At 62.0% G+C, this 26,902-nt stretch carries 23 protein-coding genes; all 23 read right to left on the bottom strand.

The window, feature by feature from the left end; all coding sequences use genetic code 11:
* Positions 1-12 precede the first annotated feature (12 nt).
* The 23 genes from ACS5Q1_RS20340 to ACS5Q1_RS20230 all read right to left on the bottom strand — a co-directional run bounded on the left by ACS5Q1_RS20340 (position 13) and on the right by ACS5Q1_RS20230 (position 26,443).
* The gene (locus tag ACS5Q1_RS20340) at positions 13-495 is read right to left on the bottom strand and encodes a GNAT family N-acetyltransferase (protein ID WP_473099882.1); all 483 of its coding nucleotides are present in this window, start codon (positions 493-495) and stop codon (positions 13-15) included.
* Between the two features lie 55 nt (positions 496-550).
* On the bottom strand, positions 551-4,024 hold the full coding sequence (dnaE, locus tag ACS5Q1_RS20335) for a DNA polymerase III subunit alpha (protein ID WP_473099881.1): 3,474 nt from the start codon (positions 4,022-4,024) through the stop codon (positions 551-553).
* Between the two features lie 386 nt (positions 4,025-4,410).
* Positions 4,411-5,106 carry an ABC transporter ATP-binding protein gene (locus tag ACS5Q1_RS20330; protein WP_473099880.1) on the bottom strand — a complete coding sequence of 232 codons (696 nt, stop codon included), beginning with the start codon at positions 5,104-5,106 and terminating at the stop codon, positions 4,411-4,413.
* 2 nt (positions 5,107-5,108) lie between these two features.
* Positions 5,109-6,398, bottom strand: coding sequence for a lipoprotein-releasing ABC transporter permease subunit (locus tag ACS5Q1_RS20325; RefSeq protein WP_473099879.1), 1,290 nt, complete (start codon positions 6,396-6,398; stop codon positions 5,109-5,111).
* A 6-nt stretch (positions 6,399-6,404) separates the two neighbouring features.
* A complete protein-coding gene (proS, locus tag ACS5Q1_RS20320) occupies positions 6,405-7,733 on the bottom strand; it encodes a proline--tRNA ligase (RefSeq protein WP_473099878.1) in 1,329 nt (442 codons plus the stop codon).
* A gap of 390 nt (positions 7,734-8,123) precedes the next feature.
* Positions 8,124-8,459 (bottom strand): DUF1467 family protein, encoded by a 336-nt coding sequence (locus ACS5Q1_RS20315; protein ID WP_473099877.1) that lies wholly within the window; start codon positions 8,457-8,459, stop codon positions 8,124-8,126.
* A 10-nt stretch (positions 8,460-8,469) separates the two neighbouring features.
* On the bottom strand, positions 8,470-8,874 hold the full coding sequence (mce, locus tag ACS5Q1_RS20310) for a methylmalonyl-CoA epimerase (RefSeq protein ID WP_473099876.1): 405 nt from the start codon (positions 8,872-8,874) through the stop codon (positions 8,470-8,472).
* A 22-nt stretch (positions 8,875-8,896) separates the two neighbouring features.
* On the bottom strand, positions 8,897-10,570 hold the full coding sequence (locus ACS5Q1_RS20305) for a ribonuclease J (protein ID WP_473099875.1): 1,674 nt from the start codon (positions 10,568-10,570) through the stop codon (positions 8,897-8,899).
* Between the two features lie 5 nt (positions 10,571-10,575).
* Complete coding sequence (locus ACS5Q1_RS20300; RefSeq protein ID WP_473099874.1) at positions 10,576-11,400, bottom strand: biotin--[acetyl-CoA-carboxylase] ligase; 825 nt, start codon at positions 11,398-11,400, stop codon at positions 10,576-10,578.
* 2 nt (positions 11,401-11,402) lie between these two features.
* Positions 11,403-12,842, bottom strand: coding sequence for an NADH-quinone oxidoreductase subunit NuoN (gene nuoN / locus ACS5Q1_RS20295; protein ID WP_473099873.1), 1,440 nt, complete (start codon positions 12,840-12,842; stop codon positions 11,403-11,405).
* A gap of 7 nt (positions 12,843-12,849) precedes the next feature.
* Positions 12,850-14,361: an NADH-quinone oxidoreductase subunit M gene (locus ACS5Q1_RS20290; protein WP_203439575.1), complete on the bottom strand. Its 1,512-nt coding sequence runs from the start codon at positions 14,359-14,361 to the stop codon at positions 12,850-12,852.
* Positions 14,361-16,403, bottom strand: coding sequence for an NADH-quinone oxidoreductase subunit L (gene nuoL, locus ACS5Q1_RS20285; protein WP_473099872.1), 2,043 nt, complete (start codon positions 16,401-16,403; stop codon positions 14,361-14,363). Before nuoL ends, ACS5Q1_RS20290 begins: the two co-directional genes overlap by 1 nt.
* 85 nt (positions 16,404-16,488) lie before the next feature.
* On the bottom strand, positions 16,489-16,797 hold the full coding sequence (nuoK, locus tag ACS5Q1_RS20280) for an NADH-quinone oxidoreductase subunit NuoK (RefSeq protein ID WP_036351479.1): 309 nt from the start codon (positions 16,795-16,797) through the stop codon (positions 16,489-16,491).
* A gap of 11 nt (positions 16,798-16,808) precedes the next feature.
* Complete coding sequence (locus ACS5Q1_RS20275) at positions 16,809-17,423, bottom strand: NADH-quinone oxidoreductase subunit J (protein ID WP_203439577.1); 615 nt, start codon at positions 17,421-17,423, stop codon at positions 16,809-16,811.
* 137 nt (positions 17,424-17,560) lie between these two features.
* Complete coding sequence (gene nuoI / locus ACS5Q1_RS20270; RefSeq protein ID WP_036351473.1) at positions 17,561-18,049, bottom strand: NADH-quinone oxidoreductase subunit NuoI; 489 nt, start codon at positions 18,047-18,049, stop codon at positions 17,561-17,563.
* A 12-nt stretch (positions 18,050-18,061) separates the two neighbouring features.
* Entirely contained in the window at positions 18,062-19,087 is a 1,026-nt protein-coding gene (nuoH, locus tag ACS5Q1_RS20265) for an NADH-quinone oxidoreductase subunit NuoH (protein WP_473099871.1), read from the bottom strand.
* A gap of 12 nt (positions 19,088-19,099) precedes the next feature.
* Entirely contained in the window at positions 19,100-21,178 is a 2,079-nt protein-coding gene (gene nuoG / locus ACS5Q1_RS20260; protein ID WP_473099870.1) for an NADH-quinone oxidoreductase subunit NuoG, read from the bottom strand.
* Between the two features lie 8 nt (positions 21,179-21,186).
* Entirely contained in the window at positions 21,187-22,488 is a 1,302-nt protein-coding gene (gene nuoF, locus ACS5Q1_RS20255; protein WP_473099869.1) for an NADH-quinone oxidoreductase subunit NuoF, read from the bottom strand.
* A 14-nt stretch (positions 22,489-22,502) separates the two neighbouring features.
* Entirely contained in the window at positions 22,503-23,558 is a 1,056-nt protein-coding gene (gene nuoE / locus ACS5Q1_RS20250) for an NADH-quinone oxidoreductase subunit NuoE (RefSeq protein WP_473099868.1), read from the bottom strand.
* Between the two features lie 118 nt (positions 23,559-23,676).
* Positions 23,677-24,867 carry an NADH-quinone oxidoreductase subunit D gene (locus ACS5Q1_RS20245; protein ID WP_473099867.1) on the bottom strand — a complete coding sequence of 397 codons (1,191 nt, stop codon included), beginning with the start codon at positions 24,865-24,867 and terminating at the stop codon, positions 23,677-23,679.
* 18 nt (positions 24,868-24,885) lie between these two features.
* Entirely contained in the window at positions 24,886-25,488 is a 603-nt protein-coding gene (locus tag ACS5Q1_RS20240) for an NADH-quinone oxidoreductase subunit C (protein WP_473099866.1), read from the bottom strand.
* A gap of 14 nt (positions 25,489-25,502) precedes the next feature.
* Positions 25,503-26,087 (bottom strand): NuoB/complex I 20 kDa subunit family protein, encoded by a 585-nt coding sequence (locus tag ACS5Q1_RS20235; RefSeq protein WP_203439584.1) that lies wholly within the window; start codon positions 26,085-26,087, stop codon positions 25,503-25,505.
* Complete coding sequence (locus ACS5Q1_RS20230; protein WP_203439585.1) at positions 26,078-26,443, bottom strand: NADH-quinone oxidoreductase subunit A; 366 nt, start codon at positions 26,441-26,443, stop codon at positions 26,078-26,080. Before ACS5Q1_RS20230 ends, ACS5Q1_RS20235 begins: the two co-directional genes overlap by 10 nt.
* Positions 26,444-26,902: the final 459 nt, after the last annotated feature.

The raw sequence follows: 26,902 nt of genomic DNA, 5'->3' as shown, positions 1-26,902 counted from the left end.
AGCTGAAGGATGTCAGCCCCGGGAAGAGGCCTCAATCGCCCTATCTGGCCGCGGAAACCTCTTGCAGAGAAAGAACCGGGCATGGCCCTGAGGTTTCTCCCCTTGCTTGTTCTCCAGCATCCCGAAGGTTTCATAGCCAAGCTTCTCATAGAAGCTCCTGGCGCGCTGGCTGGAGGTGTCGAGCCAGGCTCCATGACAGCCGCGGCTCAAAGCCTCCTCCTCGGCCAATCGCATGATTCTGGCACCGAGCCCCTGGCTGCGGAGCTCTTCCGCAACCCAGAGAATCTTGATCAGCAGCCATCCATAAGATGTTCCGCCGATGAGCCCGCCGAGAACCGCGCCTTTCTGATCCCGCGCGAGAATCCCGAAAGGCGCATAGTCGCTTGCCGGGACGTTCTGCTTCAGGGAGGCGAGAAGGCGCATCTCGATCTCCTCCGAAAAAGCATCAGGATCGGGCTCGACCGCGATGCGGATATGAGAAAGCCTGTCATCCATGAATTTCCTGACGGGCGACCGATTCACATTGCTAGCATAAACCGTTCTGACCGGCTCAGTTCATGTGAACATCTACCACACCCGGCACGGCGCGGAGCGCTCCGGCAATCTGGGGCGTCGTCATATACTTGTCGCGCAGCTTGATCTCGACCTCCCGGTCTCCGTCGTCGAGGATGAGAACGAGAGACACCTCCCCTTCACCTCGCGTTTTCAGCCGCTCGTAGACGCTGGAGATCGGACGCTCGTCGCGCAGGAAGATCCGCATGCTCTTCTGGTGCTTGGCGAGCGCCTCATCCAACGGCTCCGCCATGCCGATACGCGCCCTTACCTCCTCGCCTTCGAGACCGGCTTGCAGCATAAGGACGACAGCCGTGCCGGGCTCCAACACGTCGCGAAGGCGCACGAGGCCTTCGGAGAAGATGATCGCTTCGAACTGCCCGGTCTGATCCGACAAGGTCAGGATGCCCATCTTGTTGCCGGTCTTGGTGCGGCGCTCCTGCCGGTCGAGAATCGTAGCCGCGACCCGTCCCACAGAATTGCCCGCTTTCACGGAGCGACAGAATTCCATCCAGGTTTGCACCCGCAACTTCTTCAGGAGATCGCCGTATTCATCGAGCGGATGTCCGGAGAGGAAGAAGCCGACCGCATCGTATTCCCGCTGCAGCCTCTCAGCGGCCGGCCAAGGCTCGTAAGGCCCGATGCGCAGCTGCACATCGGCTGACGCGACGCCGCCGAACATATCCATCATGCCACCATTGGCGGCTTCATGGGATTGCTGTGCCAGACTCATCATGGCGTCGATGGACGCGCAGGCCTTCGCCCGATCCGGCTCCAGTTCATCGAAGGCACCGGCCGCGATCAGGTTCTCCAGCGTGCGCTTGTTGAGCATGCGCGGATTGATGCGTCGGGCGAAGTCGGCAAGATCCTTGAACGGCTCCTCGCCTCGTGCTTCGACCACGCTCTCGACGGCCTGGCGCCCGACACCTTTGACGGCAGCAAGCGCGTAGAGGATCTGGCCCTTGCCTTCCGCATCGTACTGCACGTCGAAGACCACGCCCGAACGGTTGATCGACGGCGGGATGACCTTGAACCCGAGGCGCTGCGCCTCTCGGCGGAATTCGGCGAGCTTGTCGGTGTTGTCGAGATCGAGCGTCATGGACGCTGCCAGGAACTCGACCGGGTAATTGGCCTTGCAATAGGCCGTCTGGAACGCCACCAGCGCATAGGCTGCCGCGTGGCTCTTGTTGAAGCCATAATCGGCGAACTTGGCGAGCAGGTCGAAGATCTCGTTCGCCTTCGCCTTGTCGAGGCCGCCCTCTTTCGCACCAGAGACGAAGCGCTCACGCTGCGCATCCATCTCGGCCTTGATCTTCTTACCCATGGCACGACGCAGAAGGTCGGCGTCACCGAGCGAGTAGCCGGAGAGGACCTTCGCCACCTCCATCACCTGCTCCTGGTAGACGATGATGCCGAAGGTCTCGCGCAGGATCGGCTCCAGCTTGTCGTGGGGATACCAATCCTTCTTGTTGTGCTCGTCCTTGCCGAGCTTGCGCGCGCAATAGACCGGGATATTCGCCATCGGGCCCGGGCGATAGAGTGCCACGAGAGCGATGATATCCTCGAAACGGTCGGTCTCCATCTCGACGAGCGCCTTGCGCATGCCCGCCGATTCCACCTGGAACACGCCGACCGTCTCGCCGCGCCGGAGCATTTCGTAGGTCTTGCGATCATCGAGCGGCAGAGCCGAGAGATCGACTTCGATGCCTTTGCGCCGGATGAGATCGACCGCGGTGCGCAGGACCGTGAGCGTCTTGAGGCCGAGGAAGTCGAACTTCACGAGACCCGCCTGCTCGACCCATTTCATGTTGAACTGGGTCACGCGCATGCCGGTCTTCGGGTCTCGATAGAGTGGGACCAGTTCCTGCAGCGGTCGGTCGCCGATCACCACGCCGGCGGCATGGGTCGAGGCATGCCGGTGGAGGCCTTCCAGCTTCTGCGCAATATCGAGCATGCGCTTGACGACCGGCTCCTCATCGATGGCCGCCTGCAATTTCGGCTCGCCTTCGATGGCCTGCGCGAGAGTCACCGGATTGGCCGGATTCTGAGGCACGAGCTTGGTCAGCTTGTCCACCTGACCATAAGGCATTTCGAGCACACGGCCGACGTCGCGCATCACGCCGCGGGCGAGCAGGGTACCGAAGGTGATGATCTGCGCGACCTGCTCTTCGCCGTAGCGCTGCTGCACGTAATCGATGACTCGCTCGCGCCCCTCGACGCAGAAGTCGATGTCGAAGTCCGGCATCGAGACACGTTCCGGGTTGAGGAAGCGCTCGAAGAGAAGTGCGAACTGCAGCGGATCGAGATCGGTGATGGTAAGCGCATAGGCCACGAGCGAGCCTGCACCTGAGCCACGGCCCGGTCCGACCGGGATATTGTGATCCTTCGCCCATTTGATGAAGTCGGCCACGATCAGGAAGTAGCCAGGAAATTTCATCTTGCGGATAATGCCGACCTCGAAGGCGAGACGGTCGCGGTAATCCTGCTCGGTCAGGCCCGGCGCGGGTCCGTGCGCCGCGAGACGCTTCTCAAGCCCCTCCTCCGCCTGCCGTTTCAGCTCCTCGCCCTCATCCAGAGAGGCGGCATCGGGACCGGCTCCGAAACTCGGCAGAATGGGCTTGCGGGTCCTGACGCGCGTGGCACAGCGCATGGCGATCTCGACGCTGGCCTGCAGCGCGTCCGGCAGATCCGCGAACAACTCCATCATCTGCTGACGCGTCTTGAAATGGTGCTCCGGCGAAAGACGGCGCCGATCCGGGTTCGAGACGATCTGTCCTTCCGCGATGGCGAGCAGAGCGTCGTGCGCCTCGTAATCCTTCTCGCCTGAAAAGAAAGGCTCGTTCGCCGCGACGATGGGCAGGCCGTTGCGGTCGGCCAAGGCCAGCAGGTCGTTCTCGATCAGACGCTCGTCTTCCAGCCCATGACGCTGGAGCTCTACATAGAGTTGATGGCCGAAGGCGTTTTTCAAAATGTCTAGCCGCGCCTGCGCCAGATCCTGGCGTCCGCCGTTGCGCAGGGCGCTATCGAGCGGGCCTGAGAAGCCGCCGGTCAGGGCGATCAAGCCCTCGCTATGGGCTGCCAGCACAGGCGCCATGACGCGCGGGTCCTCACCCAACGGCACGCCGAAATAGGCGTGGCTCACGAGGCGCATGAGGTTGCGGTAGCCCTCCTCATTCTGCGCGAGCAGCACGATATTGGACGGCTGCGGCATCGCGCGGGCGACCGGATCCGGCTCCTCAAAGCAGACGGAAAGCTGGACGCCTGCAATGGGCTGGATGCCCGAGCCCGCGAGCTTCTCGGAGAATTCGAGGGCGCTGAAGAGATTGTTGGTGTCGGTGAGCGCAAGCGCTGGCTGCTTATCGGCGGCGGCGAGTTTAGCCAGCTGCGCGACCTTCAATGCCCCCTCGAGCAACGAGTACGAGGAATGGACATGCAGATGGACGAAACCGATATCGTGAAGAATGCGCGCCATAAAACTCTACTCATCGAATGGCGCGCATAGTGCCACGATTCTTTTCTAACGAAGCCTAACCTCCGGCCTCAAGGATTATGTTCCTGTGAATCGCGGTGGGTAATTGTGGATCCCGGTATCAAGCGATGGGAGAAAGAACCAGAGCCCAGATTGCCACGGCAGAGCCGAACATTGCGAGCGAGGCGATTTCGGCGGTGGTCTCGAGGATGAAGCGAAGCATGGTCTGATCTCCGTGTTCCCAATATGTTCATCTTTGTTCATTGAATGTTCTGTGTAAAGCGTGTGCAGAGTCCTGGCTCGGGACGGAGTCAATAGATCGTTAAGATGCACGGTCGCGCATCTTCGTCGGCGCCTGAGGCGCCCTTTCTATTTGGTTTTGGGAAGTCTTAAGGCAGCTGGACGATCAAGCCATCGCGGATCGTGACGCGCCGGTCCATGCGGGCTGCGAGATCCATGTTGTGCGTGGCAATCAAGGCCGCGAGTTTCGATGCGCGGACGATGGCGACGAGCGTCTGGAAAACGCGGTCTGCCGTATTGGGATCGAGGTTGCCGGTCGGTTCATCCGCCAGAAGCAGGCGTGGGGCGTTGGCGACGGCGCGGGCGATGGCGACGCGCTGCTGCTCGCCGCCGGACAGTTCGCCAGGGCGGTGATCGAGGCGCTTGCCGAGACCTAGGAACGTCAGAAGCTGCGTCCCACGATCCTGGGCTTCCGTCTTGGACAGGCCGCGGATGAGCTGCGGGATCACCACGTTCTCAAGCGCAGAGAACTCCGGCAGCAGATGATGGAATTGGTAGACGAAGCCGAGCTCCTCGCGCCGGATGCGGGTGCGCTCGTGGTCGTTCATGGCGGCCGTCGGCTTCGACCCGACGAAGACCTCGCCACCATCGGGCTTTTCGAGCAGACCCGCCAGATGAAGCAGCGTCGACTTGCCTGTGCCGGAGGGCGCGATCAACGCCACGATCTCGCCCGGCCAGATCGCCAGATCGGCGCCGCGCAGCACCTCCAGAAAGCTGTCTCCTTGCGGATAACGGCGCTCAACTTTGGAGAGATTCAGGGCGGGTTGGGACTGGGGTGCCGACATACTTATCCGTAACGCAACGCTTCGACCGGATCGAGCTTCGCGGCCCGCCAGGAGGGATAGAGAGTCGCCAGCAGTGACAGCACCATCGCCATGATGAGGATGGTCGCCACCTCGGTCGGATTCACCTCGGCCGGCAGGCGGCTCAGGAAGTAGAGTTCCGCTGGGAAGAGATTGGTGTTTGTGAGCCGCGAGATGACATCGCGGATGGTCTCGACATTGAGCGCGAGCAGCAGCCCGAGGCCGAAGCCCGCGATCGTGCCGACGATGCCGATCGACGCGCCCGTGATCAGGAAGACGCGCATGACGGCGCCGCGCGTCGCGCCCATGGTACGCAGGATCGCAATGTCCTCGGACTTGTCCTTCACGAGCATGATGAGGCCGGAGATGATGTTGAGTGCGGCCACAAGCACGATCAGCGTGAGGATGAGGAACATCACGTTCCGCTCGACTTCGAGAGCCCCGAAGAAGGTTCGGTTGCGCTGGCGCCAGTCGGTCATCAGGATCGGGCGACCTGCCGCCTCCTCGATGGCCGCACGTGCCTGGTCCACCCTATCCGCATTGTCGAGATAGACTTCGATAAGCTGCACATCGTTCTGGCGGTTGAAATAGTTCTGCGCTTCCGTCAGCGGCATGAAGACGAACGTGGAATCGAACTCCGACATGCCGATCTCGAAGATCGCTTTGACTGGATAGCCTTTGACCCGCGGAGCCGTACCGAAGGGTGTGGACGCGCCGCGCGGCGTGATGAGCGTGAAGGTGTCGCCGGCCTGCAGCGAGAGCGCATCGGCCAGGCGGCGCCCGATGGCGACCCCCTCGCCGCTATCGAAATCGTCCAGGCTACCCTGACGCAGGTTGCCGGCAATGTGATCGATCTTGCGCAGATCCTCCGGGCGGATGCCACGTACGAGGACACCGCTGCCGTTGTATTGCGAGGAGCCGAAGGCCTGTCCTTCCACGAGCGGAATGGCGCGCTTGACACCCGGTACCGCCGCGATGCGCGCCGCGACCTCCGGGTAATCGGTGAGCGGGCTTTCCAGCGGCGCTACGAAGATATGGCCGTTGATGCCCACGATCTTGTCGAGCAGTTCCTTGCGGAAGCCGTTCATGACCGAGAGCACCACGATCAACGTGGCGACGCCGAGCATGATGCCAAGAAACGAGAAGCCGGCAATAACCGAGACGAAACCTTCCCGCCGCCGCGTGCGCAGGTACCGCCCGGCGAGCATCCACTCGAAGAGCGAGAAGGGTTTCGTTCCGGCCGGTGCCGTCTTGGCTTCTCTGTTCTTGGCCATGACGGCTTATTGATGAGCTGTGAGACGGGCGACCACATCCTCGAGAGGAAGTGTCTCGCGCTCGCCGGTGGCGCGGTGTTTCAGTTCCACCTTGCCCTCGGCGAGCCCCTTCGGCCCAACCAGAATCTGCCAGGGCACGCCGATGAGATCGGCGGTAGCGAACTTGCCGCCCGGACGCTCGTCGCGGTCGTCATAAAGCACGTCGCGACCCGCTGCGCCGAGTTCGCGATAGAGCCGCTCGCTGGCTGCATCCGTGGCGGAGTCGCCTGCCTTCAGATTCAGGATCGCCACATCGAATGGAGCAACAGCTTCTGGCCAGATAATGCCGTTCTCGTCATGGCTCGCCTCGATGATCGCGGCGATCAGGCGGCTCGGGCCGATGCCGTAGGAGCCCATATGGACCTCCCGCTCCTGCCCGTCGGGGCCCATGACCTTCGCGCCCATGGGTTCGGAATACTTGGTACCGAAATAGAAGATGTGGCCGACCTCGATGCCGCGGGCGGACATCTTCTTGTCCTCCGACACCGCATTGAAGGCCGCCTCATCGTGCATCTCGGAGGTGGCGGCGTAGAGTGACGTCCATTTGTCGACGGTGCTCTGGAGGCCGGGGATGTCGTCGAAGTTGGTATCGGTCGGCGGAATGTCGAAGTTCAGGTAATCCGCATGGCAGAAAACCTCGCTCTCGCCCGTCGAGGCCAGGATGATGAATTCGTGGCTGAGGTTGCCGCCGATGGGGCCAGTATCGGCTCTCATCGGGATCGCCTTCAGGCCCATCCGGGCGAAGGTGCGGAGGTAGGCCACGAACATCTTGTTATAGGAATGGACGGCGCCGGCCTGATCGAGATCGAAGGAATAGGCGTCCTTCATCAGGAACTCGCGCGAGCGCATGACGCCGAAGCGCGGGCGCACCTCATCGCGGAACTTCCACTGAATGTGATAAAGGTTCAGCGGCAGATCCTTGTAGGAGCGCACATAGCCTCGGAAGATCTCCGTGATCATCTCCTCGTTGGTTGGGCCGAAGAGCATCTCACGCTCGTGCCGGTCCTGGATGCGCAGCATCTCCTTGCCGTAGGCGTCGTAGCGGCCTGATTCCCGCCAGAGGTCGGCGGACTGGATCGTCGGCATCAGAAGCTCAACGGCGCCGGAGCGGTTCTGCTCCTCGCGGACGATGGCATTGACCTTGTTCAGCACCTTCAAGCCGAGCGGCAGCCAAGCATAGATCCCCGCTGCTTCCTGGCGGATCATGCCGGCGCGCAGCATCAGGCGATGGGAGACGACCTCCGCCTCTTTCGGCGTCTCACGGAGAATGGGGAGGAAGTAGCGGCTCAAACGCATAGGACGCCTTTTGGGTCTCGATCAGAACGGGAAAAGGTAGCGACTCGCTTCCAGCACACAACACAGGCCCTAGGCAAAAGACAAGCTGTCATCGCCCGAACGCCCCTGCGGCGAGATGGATTAGACCAAAGATCAATACAAGAAATGCCAAAAAATGCATCAGGACGTGCCTACAAAAGGTGACACCGCTAGGTAAGGTCTCTATAAACGAAACCCTAACGTCTTAGACCTTCAAAGGTCAGAGGCTACGGTCCGAGTTTCGGGAGGAACAAGATCCCCAAGCGCCACGAGGCGTTGGTCTAAGAAAGCCAGGGATCAAAAATTGCCAAAAGGCAGTTTAGGCAAGGCGAAAGCCTTGCTTTTCTTTTTTGGCTCCCGTTGCGGTTCCGATCAAAGCCCGGCCAGGGGGAACACCGCGGCAACCACAATAAGGACGATGGACGCGACAAGCGTCGTCCAGATCGCCTTTTCCCTTAAGGCAGGAAGCGCCGGGGCCCCAGGCTCGCTTCCTTGAACGACCTCCCCGCTTTCGACCTGGCTGCGAACGCCGAAGGGCAGGACGGCAAAGAGCAGGATCCACCAGATCACGAAATAGAGAGCCAAGCCTCCGCTTACCCGCAGGCCAAATCCGGTGATGGCGATGGTGACGGCGATGGCGGACACGACCGCGACGACCGCAATCGTGGACCAGAGCGATCCTGCCAAGGTTTTTACAAAGCGTATCAACAGCTTGTCCTCAGGCTTGCTCAAGCTCGATGAGCGTGCCGTTGAAATCCTTCGGATGCAGAAAAAGCACGGGCTTTCCATGGGCTCCGATCTTCGGCTCGCCGGAGCCGAGCACCCTTGCCCCGGAATTCACAAGTTGGTCCCGCGCCGCGACGATATCGTCCACCTCGTAGCAGATATGATGCATACCGCCGTCGGGGTTCTTCTCCAGGAACCGAGTAATGGGCGATTCCCCGCCTAGAGGCTCCAGGAGTTCGATCTTGGTGTTGGGCAGGGTGATGAACACGACCGTGACACCATGCTCCTCCAGCGCCTCAGGCGCCGAGACCTCGGCTCCCAGCGTGTTCCGATAAACCTCCGAGGCCGCTGCGATATCGCGCACGGCGATGGCGACATGGTTGAGACGTCCGATCATCGTCCCTCTCCCCGTTTAGACCTCAAGCCTCGATGACGAGCACATGGCAGGCGGGCTTCTTGCCCCATTCCTGATTGACAGCCGCGCGGACGGCCCGGTGAACCGCATTCTCGACGGCGTCCGGATCCCGGCGCTTGGCCTTTGGCAGACCATCGAGCAAATCGGCCACGGTGTCGGCAATGATGTCGGTCAGATCCCGCCCCTGCCGGTTCTTATCCGGCAGGCCCATGGCATCGATCACGGGATCGCCGACGAGTTCGCCTCGATCATCAATGGCAATCGCCACGGTGACGATGCCCGCAAAAGCGAGCTTGCGGCGCTCCGGCAGAGCCCGCTCACCAGCTCCGATGACGATGTTACCGTCGCGATAAAGACGCCCGGTCGGAACAGTATCGACAATCTCAGCGGGACCGGGCGAGAGACGTACGAGGGTCCCGTTCTTGGCTCGAACGACCTCCTGCACCCCCTGGGCTCGCGCGAACTTGGCGTGCTCGCTCAGGTGCAACGGCTCGCCGTGGGCAGGAATGGCGATGCGCGGCCGGGTCCATTGGTACATTTGCGCCAGCTCACCACGGCGGGGATGGCCGGAGACGTGAACCAGTTCCGTCCGGTCGGTGATAACCTCGATGCCCTGTTCGATCAGGCTGTTGATGATCGAGCCTACATCCTTCTCGTTTCCGGGAATGGCACGCGACGAGAAGATCACACGGTCACCGGCGGAGAGCGCAATGTCCGGGTGCTCGTCCTGGGCGACACGGGCAAGCGCTGCCCGAGGCTCGCCCTGCGAGCCTGTCAGGATGGCAACGACCTTGTCGCGGGGCATGTAACCGAAATTTTCCGTCGAGCGGAATTCGGGCAGGCCGTCGAGGTAGCCGCATTCCTTCGCCACATCGACCACACGATCCATGGCACGGCCCACAACGACCACCTCCCGCCCGCACTCACGGGCCGCTTCTGCCACCGAGCGGATGCGGGCGACATTCGAGGCGAACGTCGTGATCGCAACGCGGTGTGGGGCATCCTTGATCAGCTGCGCTAGATTCCTGGAGACATCGGATTCGCTCGGGCTCGTGCCTTCGCGGACCACATTGGTGGAATCACACACGAGAGCCAGCACCCCTTCGTTGCCCAAGGCACGGAAGGCTTCTTCCGATGTCAGGCTGCCGAGATAGGGCGTATCGTCTAGTTTCCAGTCGCCTGTATGCACCACGAGCCCATGCGGCGTGCGGACGGCGAGTGCATTCGATTCCGGAATCGAATGCGCGACCGGGACATACTCGATGTCAAAAGGACCTATCTTCAGACGCTGACCGGGCACGATCTCGCGAAGATCGACCTTCGGCGCATTGGCCTCTGACAGGCGACGCGTTTCGAGCAGGCCAATGGCGAACTTCGTAGCGTAGACCGGAGCGTTGAGGCGCGGCCACATTTCGACCAGCGCACCGATATGGTCTTCGTGGGCGTGGGTGATGAAGATACCTAGAAGGTTGTGACGTTCTTCCTCGATGAAGCGCAGATCGGGATAGACGACCTCTATTCCAGGCAGATGCTCCTCACCACCGAAGCCCATGCCGCAATCGACCAGAATCCATTGCCGATCCTCCTCCGGCCCGAAGCCGTAGAGCGCAGCATTCATTCCGATTTCGCCGAGTCCTCCGAGGGGAAGAAAGACCAATTCGTCCTGGTGGGAAGCCATTAAGTTTAAGACCTTATCGAGCCAGTGTCAGGCTTGGCTATATCGTGCAGTAAATTGGGAAAATAAAGGTCGCCTGCATCGATGAGTTCCATGCCATCGCGAGTTTTCAGCTGCAGACGTCCAAAACGGTCGAGCCCCTCGAAAACGCCCCTCTTCTCGCACGACGGCAATCGCAGAGTCACTTCCTGCCCGACGCCGGCAGCACGCTCCAGCCAGAGCCGCCGGATCGCTCCGAACGGATCCGATGCATTCATCCGCGATCCGGCACGCCAGGCGGAGAAGGTTCGGGCGAATGCCGAAGACAGAGCGCGGAGGACCTCGTCCTTGTTCAGCCCAGGCCTGACCATCTGCAAAGCAGCGGCGGGATAAGGCGTGCCCGTTGGCGCGAAAGCAACGTTCACGCCAAATCCGATGACGATGGCCAGCAGTCCATTCGGCTGAAGACGATGACCTTCAAGCAGCAGCCCCGACAACTTCGCGCCGTCGAGAAGAAGATCGTTCGGCCATTTGAGGGACAGGCGCGGCGCTCCGATGCCTATGACCTCCTCGATGGCCTCATGCAACGCGAGCCCGGCCACGAAACCGAGTTGGGGTGCCACGGCCATGTCGCATGGATCGATCAGGAGCAGGCTGGCATAGAGGTTACCGGGGGGCGACGACCATTGCCGGCCGTGTCGCCCCCTTCCCGCAAGCTGCTCGGCCGCCGTGATCCAGAGTTGTCCCAGATCGCCGGACCGGGCGGCCTGGAGCGCGTCGTCGTTCGTCGAGTTGGTCGCCTCGAGCGAGAGAAGCCGATAACCGGCGGCCTCGGTCTCGGGCGACAGATTCACGATCAGAACAGCGAGCGCGCAGCGGCGCCCGCAGCGTTGACGATGGGTGTCGGCACCAGCCAGAACAGCAGCACCACAGCGCTCGACACGACGAGCACGAAGCTCACGCCCGGCGACATGGGTTCGAACCGCTCGACCGGCGCATCGAAGTACATCACCTTGACGATGCGCAGGTAGTAGTAGGCGCCGATCACGCTCGTCACGACGCCGATCACCGCCAGGGTCACGAGATTAGCCTGGATCGCTGCAGCAAAGACGTAGAACTTGGCGAAGAAGCCCGCGAGCGGCGGAATACCGGCCAGTGAGAACATCATCATGGCCAGGCAGAAAGCCAAGGCAGGGTGGGTGCGAGAGAGGCCGGAAAGGTCGTCGATCGACTCGAACATCACATTGCCGCGACGCATCGCGAGGATGATCGCGAAGGAACCGAGCGTCATAGCGAGGTAGATCGCCATGTAGATGGCGACGCCCTGAACGCCCTCAGGCGTGCCGGCGGCAAGACCGATCAGCGCATAGCCCACATTACCGATTGAGGAATAGGCCATTAGGCGCTTCAGGTTGCGCTGGCCGATAGCGGCAAAGGAGCCAAGCGCCATCGAGGCGATCGAGATGAAGACGATGATCTGCTGCCACTGGACGAGGATGCCCGGGAAGGCATCGATGAAGACGCGGGTCGCCATCGCCATGCCGGCCATCTTGGGAGCGGCGGCGAAGAAGGCCGTCACAGGGGTCGGCGAACCCTCGTACACGTCTGGCGTCCACATGTGGAACGGCACGGCCGAGATCTTGAAGGCGATGCCGGCGGCAATGAAGACGAGGCCAACGATGGCACCAATGCCGACAGTTCCTTGCAGAACCGTCGCAATGGTCGGGAAGGACACGCTGCCCGTGAAGCCATAAACCAGCGAGGCACCATAAAGGAGCATGCCGGAGGAAAGCGCACCAAGCACGAAGTACTTCAGGCCGGCTTCGGTGGAGCGCACGTTGTCGCGGTCGAAGGCCGCGATCACGTAGGACGACAGGCTGAGAAGCTCAAGGCCGAGATAGAGGGCGATCAGGTCGTTTGCCGAAATCACCATCATCATGCCGATGGTCGAGAGCACGATCAGGATCGGATACTCGAAGCGATAGATCCCCTCACGGCGCATATAGTCCATAGAGAGGATGATGCCGCCGGCCGACCCCAAAAGCGTCAGTGCCTTCATGAACTTGGCGAAGCCATCGACGACGAAGGAACCGGCCATGGTCTCGACCCGCTCGGACGGGAGCATCAGGACGGCCACGAAAGTGACGGCGATCAACGCCAGTGCGATGACGTTCATGCCATAGCCCGACCGCTCGCCACGGAACGCGCCGTAGAGGACCAGGATGAGAGCCCCTGCTGCCATAAGGATCTCTGGCAGCATCGGACCGAAAGCGGGAATGGTGAGGGCGGGATTCATCGTGACCTCAGTGTGCGATGACAGCGGCCGTTTTCACGGTGGCGAGCGCAGCCTGTACGCTATTCATGAGCGCATCCGTCGGCGCCGCGAAGGCGTCGAGGATCGGACCGGGCTGCACGCCGTAGTAAATGATGAGCAGGACGAGCGGCGCGAAGGTGATGATCTCGCGGCGGTTCAAGTCCGTGATACCCTGGAGGGCCGGCTTGTCGAGCTCTCCATAGACCACGCGCCGGTAGAGCCAGAGGGCATAGGCGGCCGAGAGGATCACGCCGGTCGCGGCGAAGAACGCGACCCAGGTGTTGGACCGGAAAGCGCCCAATAGGGTCAGGAACTCGCCGATGAAGCCCGAGGTGCCGGGCAGCGCCACATTGGCCATGGTCAGGATGAGGAAGACCACCGCATAGAGCGGCATCCGGTTCACCAGACCGCCATAGGCCTTGATCTCGCGGGTGTGCATCCGGTCATAGATCACGCCCACGCTGAGGAAGAGCGCGCCCGAGACAAGGCCGTGGGAGATCATGGTGAACATGGCCCCCTGGATGCCCTGCTCGTTCATGCTGAACAGGCCCATGGTGACGAAGCCCATATGCGCCACCGAGGAATAGGCGATGAGCTTCTTGATGTCCTCCTGCATCAGGGCGACGAGCGAGGTGTAGATGATCGCGATGATGGAGAGCGCATAGACTAGCGGCGCGAAATAGAGCGACGCATCCGGGAACATGGGCAGCGACATTCGGATGAAGCCGTAACCACCCATCTTCAGGAGAACGCCCGCCAGGATCACGGAACCGGCCGTCGGCGCTTCCACGTGCGCATCCGGCAGCCAGGTGTGGACCGGCCACATCGGCATCTTCACCGCAAAAGAGGCGAAGAAGGCGAGCCAGAGCCAGATCTGGAGATTCGGCGCGAACTTGTAGGTCAGCAGTGTCGGGATGTCGGTCGTGCCTGCCGTCCAGTACATCGCCATGATGGCCAGAAGCATCAGGACGGAGCCGAGGAGCGTGTAGAGAAAGAACTTGAAGCTCGCATAGATGCGTCGCTTGCCACCCCAGATCCCGATGATGAGGAACATCGGAATGAGGCCCGCCTCGAAGAACAGATAGAACAGCACGAGGTCGAGCGCGACGAACACCCCGATCATCGTGGTCTCGAGCACGAGGAAGGCGACGAAATATTCCTTCACCCGGTTCTCGATCGATTCCCACGAGGCCAGGATGCAGAACGGCATCAGGAATGTCGTCAGCAGAATGAGCGGCATCGAGAAGCCGTCGACACCGAGCTTGAACCGGATGGTCTCGGTCAGCCAGGCATGGCTTTCCACGAGCTGGAACGACGCCGAAGCGATGTCGAACCGCGCCCAGGCGACAAGAGACAGAAGGAAGGTCGCGATCGTCGTGGCAAGCGCGGCCCAGCGAGCGTTGGAGCGAGTAGCCTCGCTATCTCCGCGCAGGGTCAGGATGAAGGCCGCTCCGACGAGTGGGAGAATGAGAAGGCCGGAGAGGATGCCGAAGCCGAGCATTAGTGGGCTCCCCTGAAGAGATAGAAGGTCACGAGAGCGGCAACGCCGATCAGCATGGCAAAGGCATAGTGGTAGACGTAGCCCGTCTGGATCCGCACCACGCCGCGCGTCACGTCGAGGACACGGGAGGAAATGCCGTCAGGTCCGAGCCCGTCGATGATGCGCTGGTCGCCCGTGCGCCAGAAGAAGCGGCCAATGGCCATGGCCGGCCGCACGAAGATGGCGTCGTACAGCTCGTCGAAGTACCACTTGTTCAGCAGGAAGCGGTACAGGATCGGGTGATCGGCTGCGAGCTTCGCCGGCTGCTTGTTGTCAATGATGTACATGTAGACGGCCAGCAGGAAGCCCAGGATCATCATGATCGTCGGGAGCAGCGGCACCCAGCCCGGGAGATGGTGCATCTCTTCCAGGATGTGGTTGTCGGGACGGGTGTACAGAGCACCCTTCCAGAACTCCTGATAGCCTTCACCGATGAAGGCACCGTGGAAGACGATACCGGCCAGAACCGCCCCGATGGCGAGAACGAGCAGCGGCAGGAGCATCACGAGCGGGCTCTCGTGGGGCGTGTGCGATCCGTGATGTCCGTGGTCATCATGACCGTGCGCGTGCTGGGCATGAGAGGCCGGCTCGACATCGTGGCCGGTTTCATCATGCTCCACGCCCTCATGGGCGCTCGGAGCATGGTGTCCGTGGCCCCAGCGCGCAGTGCCCTCGAAGGTGAGGAAGAACAGACGCCAGGAGTAGAACGAGGTCATGAAGGCGGCGACGACGGTCGCCAGGAAGGCGAAGGAGCCTGCCGAAGAATGGGCCGCATAGGCCGCCTCGATGATCGCATCCTTCGAGTAGTAGCCTGCCGTGAACGGGAAGCCGGTTAGCGCCAGGGTGCCGATGGCCATCATTGCCGTGGTGAACGGGATGTAGCGGCGCAGGGCACCCATGTGGCGAATATCCTGCTCGTGGTGCATCGCATGGATGACCGAGCCGGCACCCAAGAACAGCAGCGCCTTGAAGAAGGCGTGCGTGAACAGATGGAACACACCGGCGCTATAGGCACCGACGCCGAGGCCCACGAACATGTAGCCGAGCTGCGAGCAAGTCGAATAGGCGATGACGCGCTTGATGTCGTTCTGAACCAGACCGACGGTCGCGGCGAAGAAGGCAGTGATTCCGCCGATGACGGTGACGACTGCGAGCGCGGCCGGAGCGTATTCGAAGATCGGCGACAGGCGCGCGACCATGAACACGCCGGCGGTCACCATGGTGGCGGCATGGATGAGTGCGGAAACCGGGGTCGGGCCTTCCATCGCGTCCGGCAGCCAGGTGTGCAGCAGGAACTGGGCCGACTTGCCCATGGCGCCCATGAAGAGAAGCAGGCAGGCGATGGTCAGGGCATGCCACTCGATGCCGAGGAACATGAAGCGCGCATTCGCGAACTCGGAAACGCGCGGGAAGATCGCGTCGAACGTGACGCCGTTGAACAGCACGAAGACCGTGAAGATGCCGAGCAGGAAGCCGAAATCGCCGACGCGGTTGACAATGAAGGCCTTCATGGCCGCTGCGTTGGCGGAATCCTTCTGGTACCAGAAGCCGATGAGCAGGTAGCTCGCGAGTCCCACGCCTTCCCAGCCGAAGAACATCTGGACCAGATTGTCGGCCGTCACCAGCATGAGCATGGTGAAGGTGAAGAGCGACAGATAGGCGAAGAAACGCGGACGGTGCGGATCCTCGTGCATGTAGCCGATGGAATAGAGATGCACGAGCGCCGAGACCGTGTTGACCACGACCAGCATCATGGCGGTCAGCGTATCGATCCGGAAAGCCCAATCGACCTGAAGATCTCCGACCGACATCCACTGGGCGACCTGGATCCGGATGGCCCCGTCACCGAAGCCGACCTGGATGAAGGACACCCAGGACAGGACGGCCGCCACGAAGAGCAGCGCGGTCGTTATGATCTCGCTCGGCCGGGCGCCGAGGAGCCGACCGAAGATGCCTGCGATGAGGAAGCCGACGAGCGGCAGGAAGACGATTGCGTGATACATTGTCGTTTACTTCGCCGTTCGGGCCTGGCTCATGGCCGCATGATCTTGATCAGAAAACCGGTTCCCACTTTTCTGGATCATGCTCCTAGCCCCTCAACCTGTTGACATCTTCAACCGCGATGGAGCCGCGATTGCGGAAGAAGACCACGAGGATCGCAAGGCCGATGGCCGCCTCTGCCGCCGCGACCGTGAGGATCAGCATGGCGAAGACCTGGCCGACGATGTCGTTCAGGTGGGTCGAGAAGGCAACCATGTTGATGTTCACGGCGAGCAGGATCAGCTCGATGGACATCAGGATGACGATCACGTTCTTCCGATTGATGAAGATGCCGAAGACCCCGAGCGTGAAGAGCACGGCGGCAACGGTGAGATAATGGCCCAGTCCGATAACCATTGCGTGCCTCCTTAGATGCCCTGGCGGAAGGGAACCTTCCGCACCTCGACGGCTGTCTCTTGCGTCCGGGCATTCTGCTTGGAAATGTCCTGGCGCCGGATGCCAACACGCTCACGCAGGGTCAGCACGATGGCGCCGATCATAGCGACCAGCAGGATCAGGCCGGCTGCCTGGAAGAAATAGAAGTACCGGGTGTAGAGAACCTGGCCGAGCGCCTCGGTGTTGGTCATGACGTCGGGCGCCGGGATCGGAACCGCGGGCGAGCGAACGAGGCCCGGATCGACGGCATAGGCACCGATCACCAGGATCAGCTCGAGCAGAAAGATCACACCGATCAGCCCGCCGATGGGCAGATATTGCAGGAAGCCCTGGCGAAGCGCCGCAAAGTCCACGTCGAGCATCATGACGACGAAGAGGAAAAGCACCGCGACCGCGCCCACATAGACGATGACCAGGATCATCGCCAGGAACTCGGCTCCCATCATCAGGAACAGCCCCGCCGCATTGACGAAGGCCAGGATGAGGAAGAGCACCGACTGCACGGGGTTGCGGGAGGCAATCACCATAAAGCCGGAGGCGATCGTGATCGTCGCGAACAGATAGAAGAAGGCGGCGGTAACCGTCATGCTTGAGCTCAGCCGCTGGAGAGCGGCCCCTTCCGACGTGGCACCGGAGAATCCGGCGGCCTGTCTATAAAATCCGAATCCGGGGGGCACAACCCACCGGACATGCTTGCCCCCTGCCCTTACCGGGCAGGACGCTCTTACCGGTAGGGGGCGGTCTTCGCGAGGTTCCTCGCGATCTCGCGCTCCCAGCGCTCCCCGTTATCGAGAAGCTTGGCCTTGTCGTAATAAAGCTCCTCGCGGGTCTCCACGGAGAACTCGAGGTTCGGTCCTTCCACGATGGCGTCGACCGGGCAGGCCTCCTGGCACATGCCGCAATAGATGCACTTCACCATGTCAATGTCGTAGCGCGTCGTGCGGCGAGTGCCGTCGTTGCGGCGTGGGCCGGCCTCGATGGTAATGGCCTGGGCCGGGCAGATGGCCTCGCAGAGCTTGCACGCGATGCAGCGCTCTTCCCCGTTGGGATAGCGGCGCAGGGCGTGCTCGCCGCGGAAACGCGGGCCGCGATGGCCCATCTCGAAGGGATAGTTCAGGGTCGCCTTCGGCTTGAAGAAGTATTTCACCGTCAGGATAAAACCCGAGATGAACTCCTTCAGCAGGAGGGATTGGGCAATGCGGTCGAGCTGCATGGCCGATCTCCTTTAGCGGACGCCCGGCGCATTGCCGGTGACCATCAGAACAGCCGCCACGACGATGACCATGGCGAGCGACAGCGGCAGGAAGACCTTCCAGCCGAGGCGCATGAGCTGATCGTAGCGGTAGCGTGGCACCAGGGCTTTCACCATGGCGATGAGGAAGAAGAGGAAGCTCGCCTTCAACACGAACCAGATCACGCCCGGCACCCAGGTGAAGGGCGCGAACGGGATCGGCGACAGCCAGCCGCCGAGGAACAGGATCGTGCCGAGCGCGCACATGGTCATGATGGCCACGTATTCGCCGAGCATGAAGAGCAGGTATGGCGTGGAGGAATATTCCACCATATAGCCGGCCACGAGCTCCGATTCCGCCTCAGGGAGGTCGAAGGGCGGACGGTTCGTCTCGGCCATGGCCGAGATGAAGAACACCACGAACATCGGGAAGAGCGGCAGCCAGTACCAGCCGAGGATACCGAGGCGGGTGTTCTGCGATTCCACGATGGCCGACAGGTTCAGGGTTCCCGCGCACATGAGCACGGTCACGATGACGAAGCCGATGGAGACCTCGTAAGAGACCATTTGCGCCGCCGAGCGAAGCGCGCCGAGGAACGGATACTTCGAGTTCGAGGCCCAGCCGCCCATGATGACGCCGTAGACGCCGAGCGACGAGATCGCGAAGATGTAGAGGATGCCGACATTGATATCGGCAATCGCCCAGCCCGCGTTGAGCGGAATGACCGCCCAGGCCGCGAGCGACAGGGTGCACATCACCAGCGGTGCGAGCAGGAACATGCCCTTGTTGGCCGGTGCCGGGATGACCGGCTCCTTCAGCACGAACTTCAGCAGGTCGGCGAAGGACTGGAACAGGCCCCAGGGGCCGACCACGTTCGGGCCGCGGCGCAACTGCACCGCTGCCCAGACCTTGCGGTCGGCGTAAAGCGCATAGGCGATGAAGACGAGAAGCGCGACGAGCAGGAGGAGGCTCTTGCCCAGCATGATCGCGACTGCGAGGAGGATATCTCCAAATTCCATGATCCGTTCCTCTTACTCAGCCGCCTCGAGCTTCAGCTCACGAGCGAGCGCGGAGCACTCGGCCATGACGCCGGAGGCGCGGGCAATCGGGTTCGTCAGATAGAAGTCCTTCACCGGGCTCACGAACGGCTCGCGGCCAGGGATGCCGCCGATATTCGACAGCGCCTGAACGGCCGCAAAGCCATCGGCCGGCTGGACCGTGTCGATGGCCGCAAAGTGCGGGTAATGCGCATAGAGCTTCGCACGCAGCGCATTCAGCGAGTCGAACGGCAGACGGTGGCCCAGCACGTCGGACAGGGCACGCAGGATGGCCCAATCCTCGCGGGCTTCGCCGGGAGCGAAGGCGGCGCGGTTTGCGACCTGCACCCGGCCTTCCGTGTTCACGTAGGTACCAGACTTCTCCGTATAAGTCGCGGCCGGCAGGATCACGTCAGCGCGGTGCGCACCACGGTCGCCATGGGTGCCCTGGTAGATCACGAAGGCGCCAGGCGCGATGTCGATCTCGTCGGCGCCGAGATTGAACAGCACATCCACCTCGCCCTGTGCCATGGTCTGCGCATTGAGACCCCACTCGCCCGGCACGAGGCTGAGATCGAGCGCGCCGACGCGGGAGGCTGCCGTATGGAGCACCGAGAAGCCGTTCCAGCCGTCTTTCACCGCGCCGACATCGCGGGCGAGCTGCGCGACCGCCGAGAGAATGGCGAGACCGTCCGGACGGGAAAGAGCGCCCTGCCCCACGATGATCAGCGGACGCTCGGCAGCCCTCAGCTTGTCGATGAAGCTGTGGCGGCCGGCAGCGAGCTCGGTCAGCGTTTCGGGACCGGCGCCGAGATACTCGTAGGGATAGGTCAGGTCGGCGTGCTCGCCGATCATCGCAATCGGCGGCGGAGCCATGCGCCAGCGCTTGCGGATGCGCACGTTGACGAGTGAGGCCTCGATGCGCGGGTTCGAGCCCACGATGAGGATCGCGTCTGCATCCTCGATGCCGGCGATGGTGGTGTTGAAGATGTACGAGCCGCGGCCATAGACCGGCGACAGCAGCGAGCCGTCCTGGCGTGCATCGACATTGGTGACGCCGAGGCTCTGCATGAGAAGCTTCAGGGCGTACATCTCTTCGACGGCGGCGAGATCACCTACGATGGCGCCGACGCGCTTCGGATCTGTGCCTTTCACGCGGCTGGCGACGGTGGCGAAAGCCTCCTGCCAGGAGGCCGGACGCAGGCGGCCGTTCTCGCGCACGAAGGGACGGTCGAGGCGCTGCAGGCGCAGGCCGTCGACGATCTGGCGGGTCTTATCGGTAATCCATTCTTCGTTCACCGCCTCGTTCACGCGCGGCAGGATGCGCATCACTTCACGGCCACGGGAATCGACTCGGATCGCGGAGCCGACCGCATCCATCACGTCGACGGAATCGGTCTTGGTGAGCTCCCATGGGCGGAAATGGAAGGATTCCGGCTTGTGGGTGAGCGCGCCGACCGGGCAGAGATCCGCCACGTTGGCCTGGAGCTCGGAGCCGAGAGCCCGCTCGAGATAGCTGGTGATCTCCATGTCCTCGCCACGCCAGATGGCGCCGAGATCCGGCACGCCCGCCACTTCGGCAGAGAAGCGCACGCAGCGGGTGCAGTGGATGCACCGGTTCATGGAGGTGCGGACCAACGGGCCGAGATACTTGTCGGTCACCGCGCGCTTGTTCTCGTGATAGCGGCTCGTATCGACGCCGTAGGCCATGGCCTGGTCCTGCAGGTCGCACTGTCCACCCTGGTCGCAGATCGGACAATCGAGCGGGTGGTTGATGAGGAGGAACTCCATCACCCCTTCGCGCGCCTTCTTCACCGTCGGCGACTTGGTCGAGATTTCCGGCGGCTCGCCGTTCGGACCCGGGCGGCAGTCACGCACGCCCCAGGCGCAGGATGCGACCGGCTTCGGCGCGCCCTTCACCTCGACGAGGCACATGCGGCAGTTGCCGGCGATCGAGAGCCGCTCGTGGTAGCAGAAACGCGGAATTTCAGCGCCAGCGGCCTCAGCGGCCTGGAGCAGCGTGAATTCCACGGGAACGTCGACCTCGACGCCATCAACGATGATTTTCGCCATCTTCAATCTCACTCCGCCGCAATGAGGACGGATTCGGAATGCGGGTTCGCCGCGTAATCGTCGATCCGCTTCTCGATCTCATGACGGAAGTGGCGGATCAGACCCTGAACCGGCCAGGCCGCCGCATCGCCGAGCGCGCAGATGGTATGGCCTTCGATCTGGGTCGAAACTTCGAGCAGCATGTCGATCTCGCGCTTCTGGGCGCGGCCTTCGGCCATGCGGGTGAGCACGCGCCACATCCAGCCCGTGCCCTCACGGCATGGCGTGCACTGGCCGCAGCTCTCGTGCTTGTAGAAGTAGGAGATGCGGGCGATGGCGCGGACGATGTCCGTGGACTTGTCCATCACGATCACGGCGGCAGTACCGAGACCGGACTTCAGGTTCCGCAGCGTGTCGAAATCCATATAGGCATCGATGATCTGCTCGGCGGGAACGACGGGCACCGACGAACCACCCGGGATGACGCCGAGCAGGTTGTCCCAGCCGCCGCGGATACCGCCGCAGTGGCGGTCGATCAGCTCGCGGAAGGTGAGGCCCATGGCCTCTTCCACGTTGCAGGGCTTGTTGACGTGGCCCGACACGCAGAAGAGCTTGGTGCCCACGTTGTTCGGGCGGCCGATGCTGGAGAACCAGGCGGCACCGCGGCGCAGGATCGTACCGGCAACGGCGATGGACTCGACGTTGTTGACCGTGGTTGGGCAGCCGTAGAGGCCCATATTGGCCGGGAACGGCGGCTTCAGGCGCGGCATGCCCTTCTTGCCTTCCATGCTCTCGATGAGAGCCGTCTCCTCGCCGCAGATATAGGCACCTGCGCCGTGGTGGACGTAGAGGTCGAAGGGATAGCCGTGGATGTTGTCCTTGCCGATGAGCTTGGCCTCGTAGGCCTCGTCCACCGCCCGCTGAAGCGCATGACGCTCGGCCACGTACTCGCCGCGGATATAGATGTAGGCCGCGTGTGCGCCCATGGCGAAGGAGGCGATGAGGCATCCTTCGACGAGAAGATGCGGATCGTTCCGCATGATCTCGCGGTCCTTACAGGTGCCCGGCTCCGACTCGTCCGCGTTCACGACAAGGTAGTGCGGACGGCCGTCCGACTGCTTGGGCATGAAGGACCATTTCAGGCCCGTGGGGAAGCCCGCGCCGCCGCGGCCGCGCAGGCCCGACCCCTTCATCTCGTTGACGATCCAGTCGCGGCCCTGCTCGAGGAGGAACTTCGTTCCGTCCCAGGCGCCGCGCATCTTCGCGGCCTTGAGGTCCGGGGAATGGAAGCCGTAGAGGTTGGTGAAGATACGATCTTTGTCCTGAAGCATTCCCGATCACTCCATCAGGACGACTTGTTGTCTTTGTCGACGGTCACACCCGGCTTGCTCTCGCTGCCGTCGCGGCGGGCCTCAGCCTGTGAAGGCGAAGTGCCAGCCTCTGGCGTCGTCGGGCTGGCGGGCACCGCCTGGCCTTCCTTCGTCGGCGTGGCCACGTAGGACTTGCCGCTTTGGGGAGCGGGCTGTGCACCCTTTTCCTTCGACTCGACCTTGGTTGCCTTTGACGGATCAGCGGCATCCTTCTGGTCGGCCGGATGGATCGGCTTCTCGCCTTCCTTGGCGCGCTTGGCCGGGGTGTCGGCAGCATCGCTTTCGGTGGCTCGGCCTGATGCAGGTTTCGCAGCCTTTGCTTCCTGCGGAACGCTGGCGACCGCCGCTGCAGCCTCGCCGGTCTCGGTGGCTTTCGCCTGCTCCTCGAAGCGCTTGCGCCAAGCACCGACGATCGAGCCGTCGTAGAGGGCCGGATCCTTCAGCGTGTTGACGGCCTCGAAAGGCTCGGAGCTGTTGCGGCCAATCTGAGAACCCACCTTCACCGGGCGGCCAGCCGCGAGATCGTCGAGAAGCTTCTCGAAGTTCTCCGTCGTCAGATCCTCATAGTAATCATCGTTGATCTGCACCATCGGCGCATTGGAGCAGGCACCCAGGCACTCGACCTCGAGCCAGGAGAAGTTGCCGTCCACCGTCACGTGGTTCTGGTCACCGATGCGGTGCTCCAGAACCTTCTTGATGTCGCCAGCACCGCGCAGAACGCAGGGCGTGGTACCGCAGAACTGGATGAAATACTTTCCGACCGGCTCGAGGTTGAACATCGTGTAGAAGGTCGCCACCTCCATCACGCGGATGATCGGCATGTCGAGCTTCGCCGCGACGGCCTCAATGGCCTTGCGGGGCAACCAGCCACCGGCCTGCTCCTGAGCCTTGGTCAGGAGCGCGATCACGGCCGACGCCTGGCGGCCTGGCGGATACTTGGCGATTTCCTTGTCCGCGAAAGCCTCGGTCTCCTGGGAGAGAACGAAGCTCTCGGGCTGCATATTTTCAGGCGCGAGCTTACGAACGGCCATACACTCTTCTCCTCATCGCCAAGGCCGGGCATGAGGCCCGGCCACTCGCGACTTGAACTTTTCCGACACGCCTCAAAGTGCGTGGATCATCTGTCCCGGACCCGAGGCGGTCTTTGTCTTAGCGATCGACCTCGCCGAAGACGATGTCGATGGAACCCAGAATGCCTGCGACGTCGGCCAGCATGTGGCCGCGGCACATGAAATCCATGCCCTGAAGGTGGGCGAATCCCGGAGCGCGGATCTTGCAGCGATACGGCTTGTTGGTGCCGTCCGACACGAGATACACGCCGAACTCACCCTTCGGAGCCTCAACCGGGACGTAAACCTCACCGGCCGGAACGTGGAAGCCTTCCGTGTAAAGCTTGAAGTGATGGATCAGCGCTTCCATGGAGCGCTTCATATCCTTGCGGGACGGCGGCGCGACCTTGCCGTCGAGGGTACTCACGGGCCCCTGCCCGTCCGGCGCCCGCAGCTTGTCCAGGCACTGACGCATGATGCGCACGCTCTGGCGCATCTCCTCCATGCGGATGACCTGACGGTCGTAGTTGTCGCCGTTCAGGCCCACGGGGATGTCGAAATCCATCTCCTCATAGAGCGAGTACGGCTGCGACTTGCGCAGATCCCAGGCCACGCCGCAGCTGCGGACGATAGCCCCCGAGAAACCCCACTTCCAGCAATCGTCCAGCGTGAGAACGCCGATATCAACGTTGCGCTGCTTGAAGATGCGGTTGCCGATCACGAGGGTGTCGAGATCGTCGAGCACCTGCAGGAATGGATCGCAGAAGGCCTCGATATCGTCGATCAGCTCCGGCGGAAGATCCATGTTCACGCCGCCGGGCCGGAAGTAATTGGCATGCATGCGAGCGCCCGAGGCACGCTCGTAGAAGATCATGAGCTTCTCGCGCTCCTCGAAGCCCCAGAGAGGCGGCGTGAGCGCGCCGACGTCCATGGCCTGCGTGGTCACATTGAGGAGGTGCGAGAGAAGGCGTCCGATCTCGGAGTAGAGCACGCGGATCAGCTCTGCCCTGCGGGGTACCTCGATGCCGAGCAGCTTCTCGACCGCCATGCAGAAGGCGTGTTCCTGATTCAGCGGCGCGACGTAGTCGAGCCGGTCGAAATAGGGATTGGCCTGAACGTAGGTCTTGTACTCGATCAGTTTCTCGGTGCCGCGATGCAGCAGGCCGATATGCGGATCGACGCGCTCGACGACCTCGCCATCCAGTTCCAGCACGAGGCGCAGGACGCCGTGCGCGGCCGGATGCTGGGGGCCGAAATTGATCGTGAAGTTGCGGATATTATGCTCGCCCATGGGTCGCCCTTCCGCTCCTTAAGCCTTGGCCTTCTCGTCGCCGGGCAGCACGTAATCCGTGCCCTCCCAGGGCGAGAGGAAATCGAAGTTGCGGAACTCCTGATTGAGCTTCACCGGCTCATAGACCACGCGGCCCTGACCGTCGTCGTAGCGGACCTCGACATAGCCGGTGAGCGGAAAGTCCTTGCGCAGTGGATGGCCCTCGAACCCGTAATCAGTGAGCATCCGGCGCAGGTCCGGATGGCCAGAGAACAGGATGCCGTAGAGGTCATAGGCCTCACGCTCAAACCAATTCGCAGCAGGCCAAATGCCGACGAGCGAAGGAACCGGAGTCACCTCGTCGGTCTCAACCTTCACACGAATGCGCTGGTTATGATGCGGCGCAAGAAGGTGATAGACCACGTCGAAACGGTTCTCGCGAGCAGGATAGTCTGCCCCGCAGATGTCGATGAAGCAGACGAACCGGCACTGCGGATCGTCCCGCAGGAAGGTCGCCACCCGCACGATGTCCTCACGGCGAACGACAATCGTCAGCTCGTCGAAGGCAATGGCCCGGCTCTCGATCGCTTCGCCAAGGGACGAGGCGATGTAATCGCTCAGGGCTTGGAGATCAGCACTCATGCAATGACCTTCGCTCAGCGCTCGATGGTGCCGGTCCGGCGGATCTTCTTCTGCAGAAGCAGCACCCCATACAGGAGCGCCTCAGCCGTCGGCGGGCAGCCCGGCACGTAGATATCGACCGGCACGACACGGTCGCAGCCACGAACCACGGCATAGGAATAATGATAATAGCCACCGCCATTGGCACAGGAGCCCATGGAGATGACGTAGCGCGGCTCCGGCATCTGGTCATAGACCTTGCGGAGGGCGGGAGCCATCTTGTTGGTCAGCGTGCCGGCCACGATCATGACGTCGGACTGGCGCGGCGATGCGCGCGGGGCGAAGCCGAAGCGCTCGACATCATAGCGAGGCATGGACAGCTGCATCATCTCCACGGCGCAGCACGCCAGACCGAAGGTCATCCACATGAGCGAGCCGGTGCGCGCCCAGGTGATCAGGTCTTCGGTCGAGGTGACGAGGAAGCCCTTATCGGACAACTCCTCGTTGATGGAGACGAAATAGGGATCCGTCGACCCGACCGGCTTGCCGGTATTCGGATCGATGATGCCGCGCGGCGCGGGAGCAACCAGGGTCGACTGGTTTTCGGAGATCAATCCCATTCAAGGGCTCCCTTCTTCCACTCGTAAATGAATCCGATCGTCAGGACGCCGAGGAAGATCATCATGGAGATGAAGCCGAACCAGCCCAAATTCCCGAACGTAATGGCCCAGGGAAACAGGAACGCCACTTCCAGGTCGAAGATGATAAAAAGAATGGCGACGAGGTAGAACCGCACGTCGAACTTCATTCGGGCGTCGTCAAAGGCATTGAAGCCGCACTCGTAAGCAGACAGCTTCTCCGAATCCGGGCGGCTATAGGCGACGATGAAAGGCGCCACGAGCAGCGCCACCCCGATCAGGAGCGATACGCCGATAAAGATTACGAGAGGCAGGTAGTCGGCGAGGAGATTCGTCATACGACACCTAGAAGGAACGGACTTCGGCTTAAAACCGGCAATCATTAACGCATTTAAGCCCCAGAAAGGCCTAAGAAAGGTCCCTGCGACAACACGCTGATTGCGCGGGAGGCTTAGCGGAGTTCCCCTTCCGTGACAAGTGTTTGCACTGCCGCAAAAAGAACGATTCCAAACTAAGTTTGGCTTGGCGGGCGGGCCGTTTTCTAAGCTTTTCTAGCGACATGCGCTCCAAGAGCAGGCAGGCCATGTTTCTGGCGCAGAAGAAATGTTACATCAAACCACTTGACCATCTCTTGGGGGCAAGTCAGTTCAGGCAGCGCTCGGTTATGACCTTAAGGGTAATTACCCACGCCGTTGCTGAGGCTGGTTTCAGGCGCTGACGGTAGCGAGAATGGTGCCGAAGACGGTGACACTTGGCGTGAGCCGAGCCGTATCGACGACGGTGCGCACGGCCGCTTC

Source organism: Microvirga sp. GN3 (genome assembly GCF_055792825.1).
This window is presented reverse-complemented; position numbering and strand designations above follow the sequence as displayed.

Excerpts from the sequence above, each read along its gene's own strand:
- ACS5Q1_RS20325 (WP_473099879.1), bottom strand. The coding sequence starts at position 6,398 with ATGGCCAAGAACAGAGAAGCCAAGACGGCACCGGCCGGAACGAAACCC.
- proS (WP_473099878.1), bottom strand. The coding sequence starts at position 7,733 with ATGCGTTTGAGCCGCTACTTCCTCCCCATTCTCCGTGAGACGCCGAAA.
- ACS5Q1_RS20290 (WP_203439575.1), bottom strand. The coding sequence starts at position 14,361 with ATGCTCGGCTTCGGCATCCTCTCCGGCCTTCTCATTCTCCCACTCGTC.
- nuoL (WP_473099872.1), bottom strand. The coding sequence starts at position 16,403 with ATGTATCACGCAATCGTCTTCCTGCCGCTCGTCGGCTTCCTCATCGCA.
- ACS5Q1_RS20275 (WP_203439577.1), bottom strand. The coding sequence starts at position 17,423 with ATGACGGTTACCGCCGCCTTCTTCTATCTGTTCGCGACGATCACGATC.
- ACS5Q1_RS20340 (WP_473099882.1), bottom strand. The coding sequence starts at position 495 with ATGGATGACAGGCTTTCTCATATCCGCATCGCGGTCGAGCCCGATCCT.
- ACS5Q1_RS20230 (WP_203439585.1), bottom strand. The coding sequence starts at position 26,443 with ATGACGAATCTCCTCGCCGACTACCTGCCTCTCGTAATCTTTATCGGC.
- nuoF (WP_473099869.1), bottom strand. The coding sequence starts at position 22,488 with ATGCTTCAGGACAAAGATCGTATCTTCACCAACCTCTACGGCTTCCAT.
- ACS5Q1_RS20330 (WP_473099880.1), bottom strand. The coding sequence starts at position 5,106 with ATGTCGGCACCCCAGTCCCAACCCGCCCTGAATCTCTCCAAAGTTGAG.
- nuoI (WP_036351473.1), bottom strand. The coding sequence starts at position 18,049 with ATGCAGCTCGACCGCATTGCCCAATCCCTCCTGCTGAAGGAGTTCATC.
- mce (WP_473099876.1), bottom strand. The coding sequence starts at position 8,874 with ATGATCGGACGTCTCAACCATGTCGCCATCGCCGTGCGCGATATCGCA.
- ACS5Q1_RS20235 (WP_203439584.1), bottom strand. The coding sequence starts at position 26,087 with ATGGGATTGATCTCCGAAAACCAGTCGACCCTGGTTGCTCCCGCGCCG.
- ACS5Q1_RS20305 (WP_473099875.1), bottom strand. The coding sequence starts at position 10,570 with ATGGCTTCCCACCAGGACGAATTGGTCTTTCTTCCCCTCGGAGGACTC.
- nuoG (WP_473099870.1), bottom strand. The coding sequence starts at position 21,178 with ATGGCGAAAATCATCGTTGATGGCGTCGAGGTCGACGTTCCCGTGGAA.
- nuoN (WP_473099873.1), bottom strand. The coding sequence starts at position 12,842 with ATGAATCCCGCCCTCACCATTCCCGCTTTCGGTCCGATGCTGCCAGAG.
- nuoK (WP_036351479.1), bottom strand. The coding sequence starts at position 16,797 with ATGGTTATCGGACTGGGCCATTATCTCACCGTTGCCGCCGTGCTCTTC.
- ACS5Q1_RS20245 (WP_473099867.1), bottom strand. The coding sequence starts at position 24,867 with ATGGGCGAGCATAATATCCGCAACTTCACGATCAATTTCGGCCCCCAG.
- nuoH (WP_473099871.1), bottom strand. The coding sequence starts at position 19,087 with ATGGAATTTGGAGATATCCTCCTCGCAGTCGCGATCATGCTGGGCAAG.
- dnaE (WP_473099881.1), bottom strand. The coding sequence starts at position 4,024 with ATGGCGCGCATTCTTCACGATATCGGTTTCGTCCATCTGCATGTCCAT.
- nuoE (WP_473099868.1), bottom strand. The coding sequence starts at position 23,558 with ATGGCCGTTCGTAAGCTCGCGCCTGAAAATATGCAGCCCGAGAGCTTC.
- ACS5Q1_RS20240 (WP_473099866.1), bottom strand. The coding sequence starts at position 25,488 with ATGAGTGCTGATCTCCAAGCCCTGAGCGATTACATCGCCTCGTCCCTT.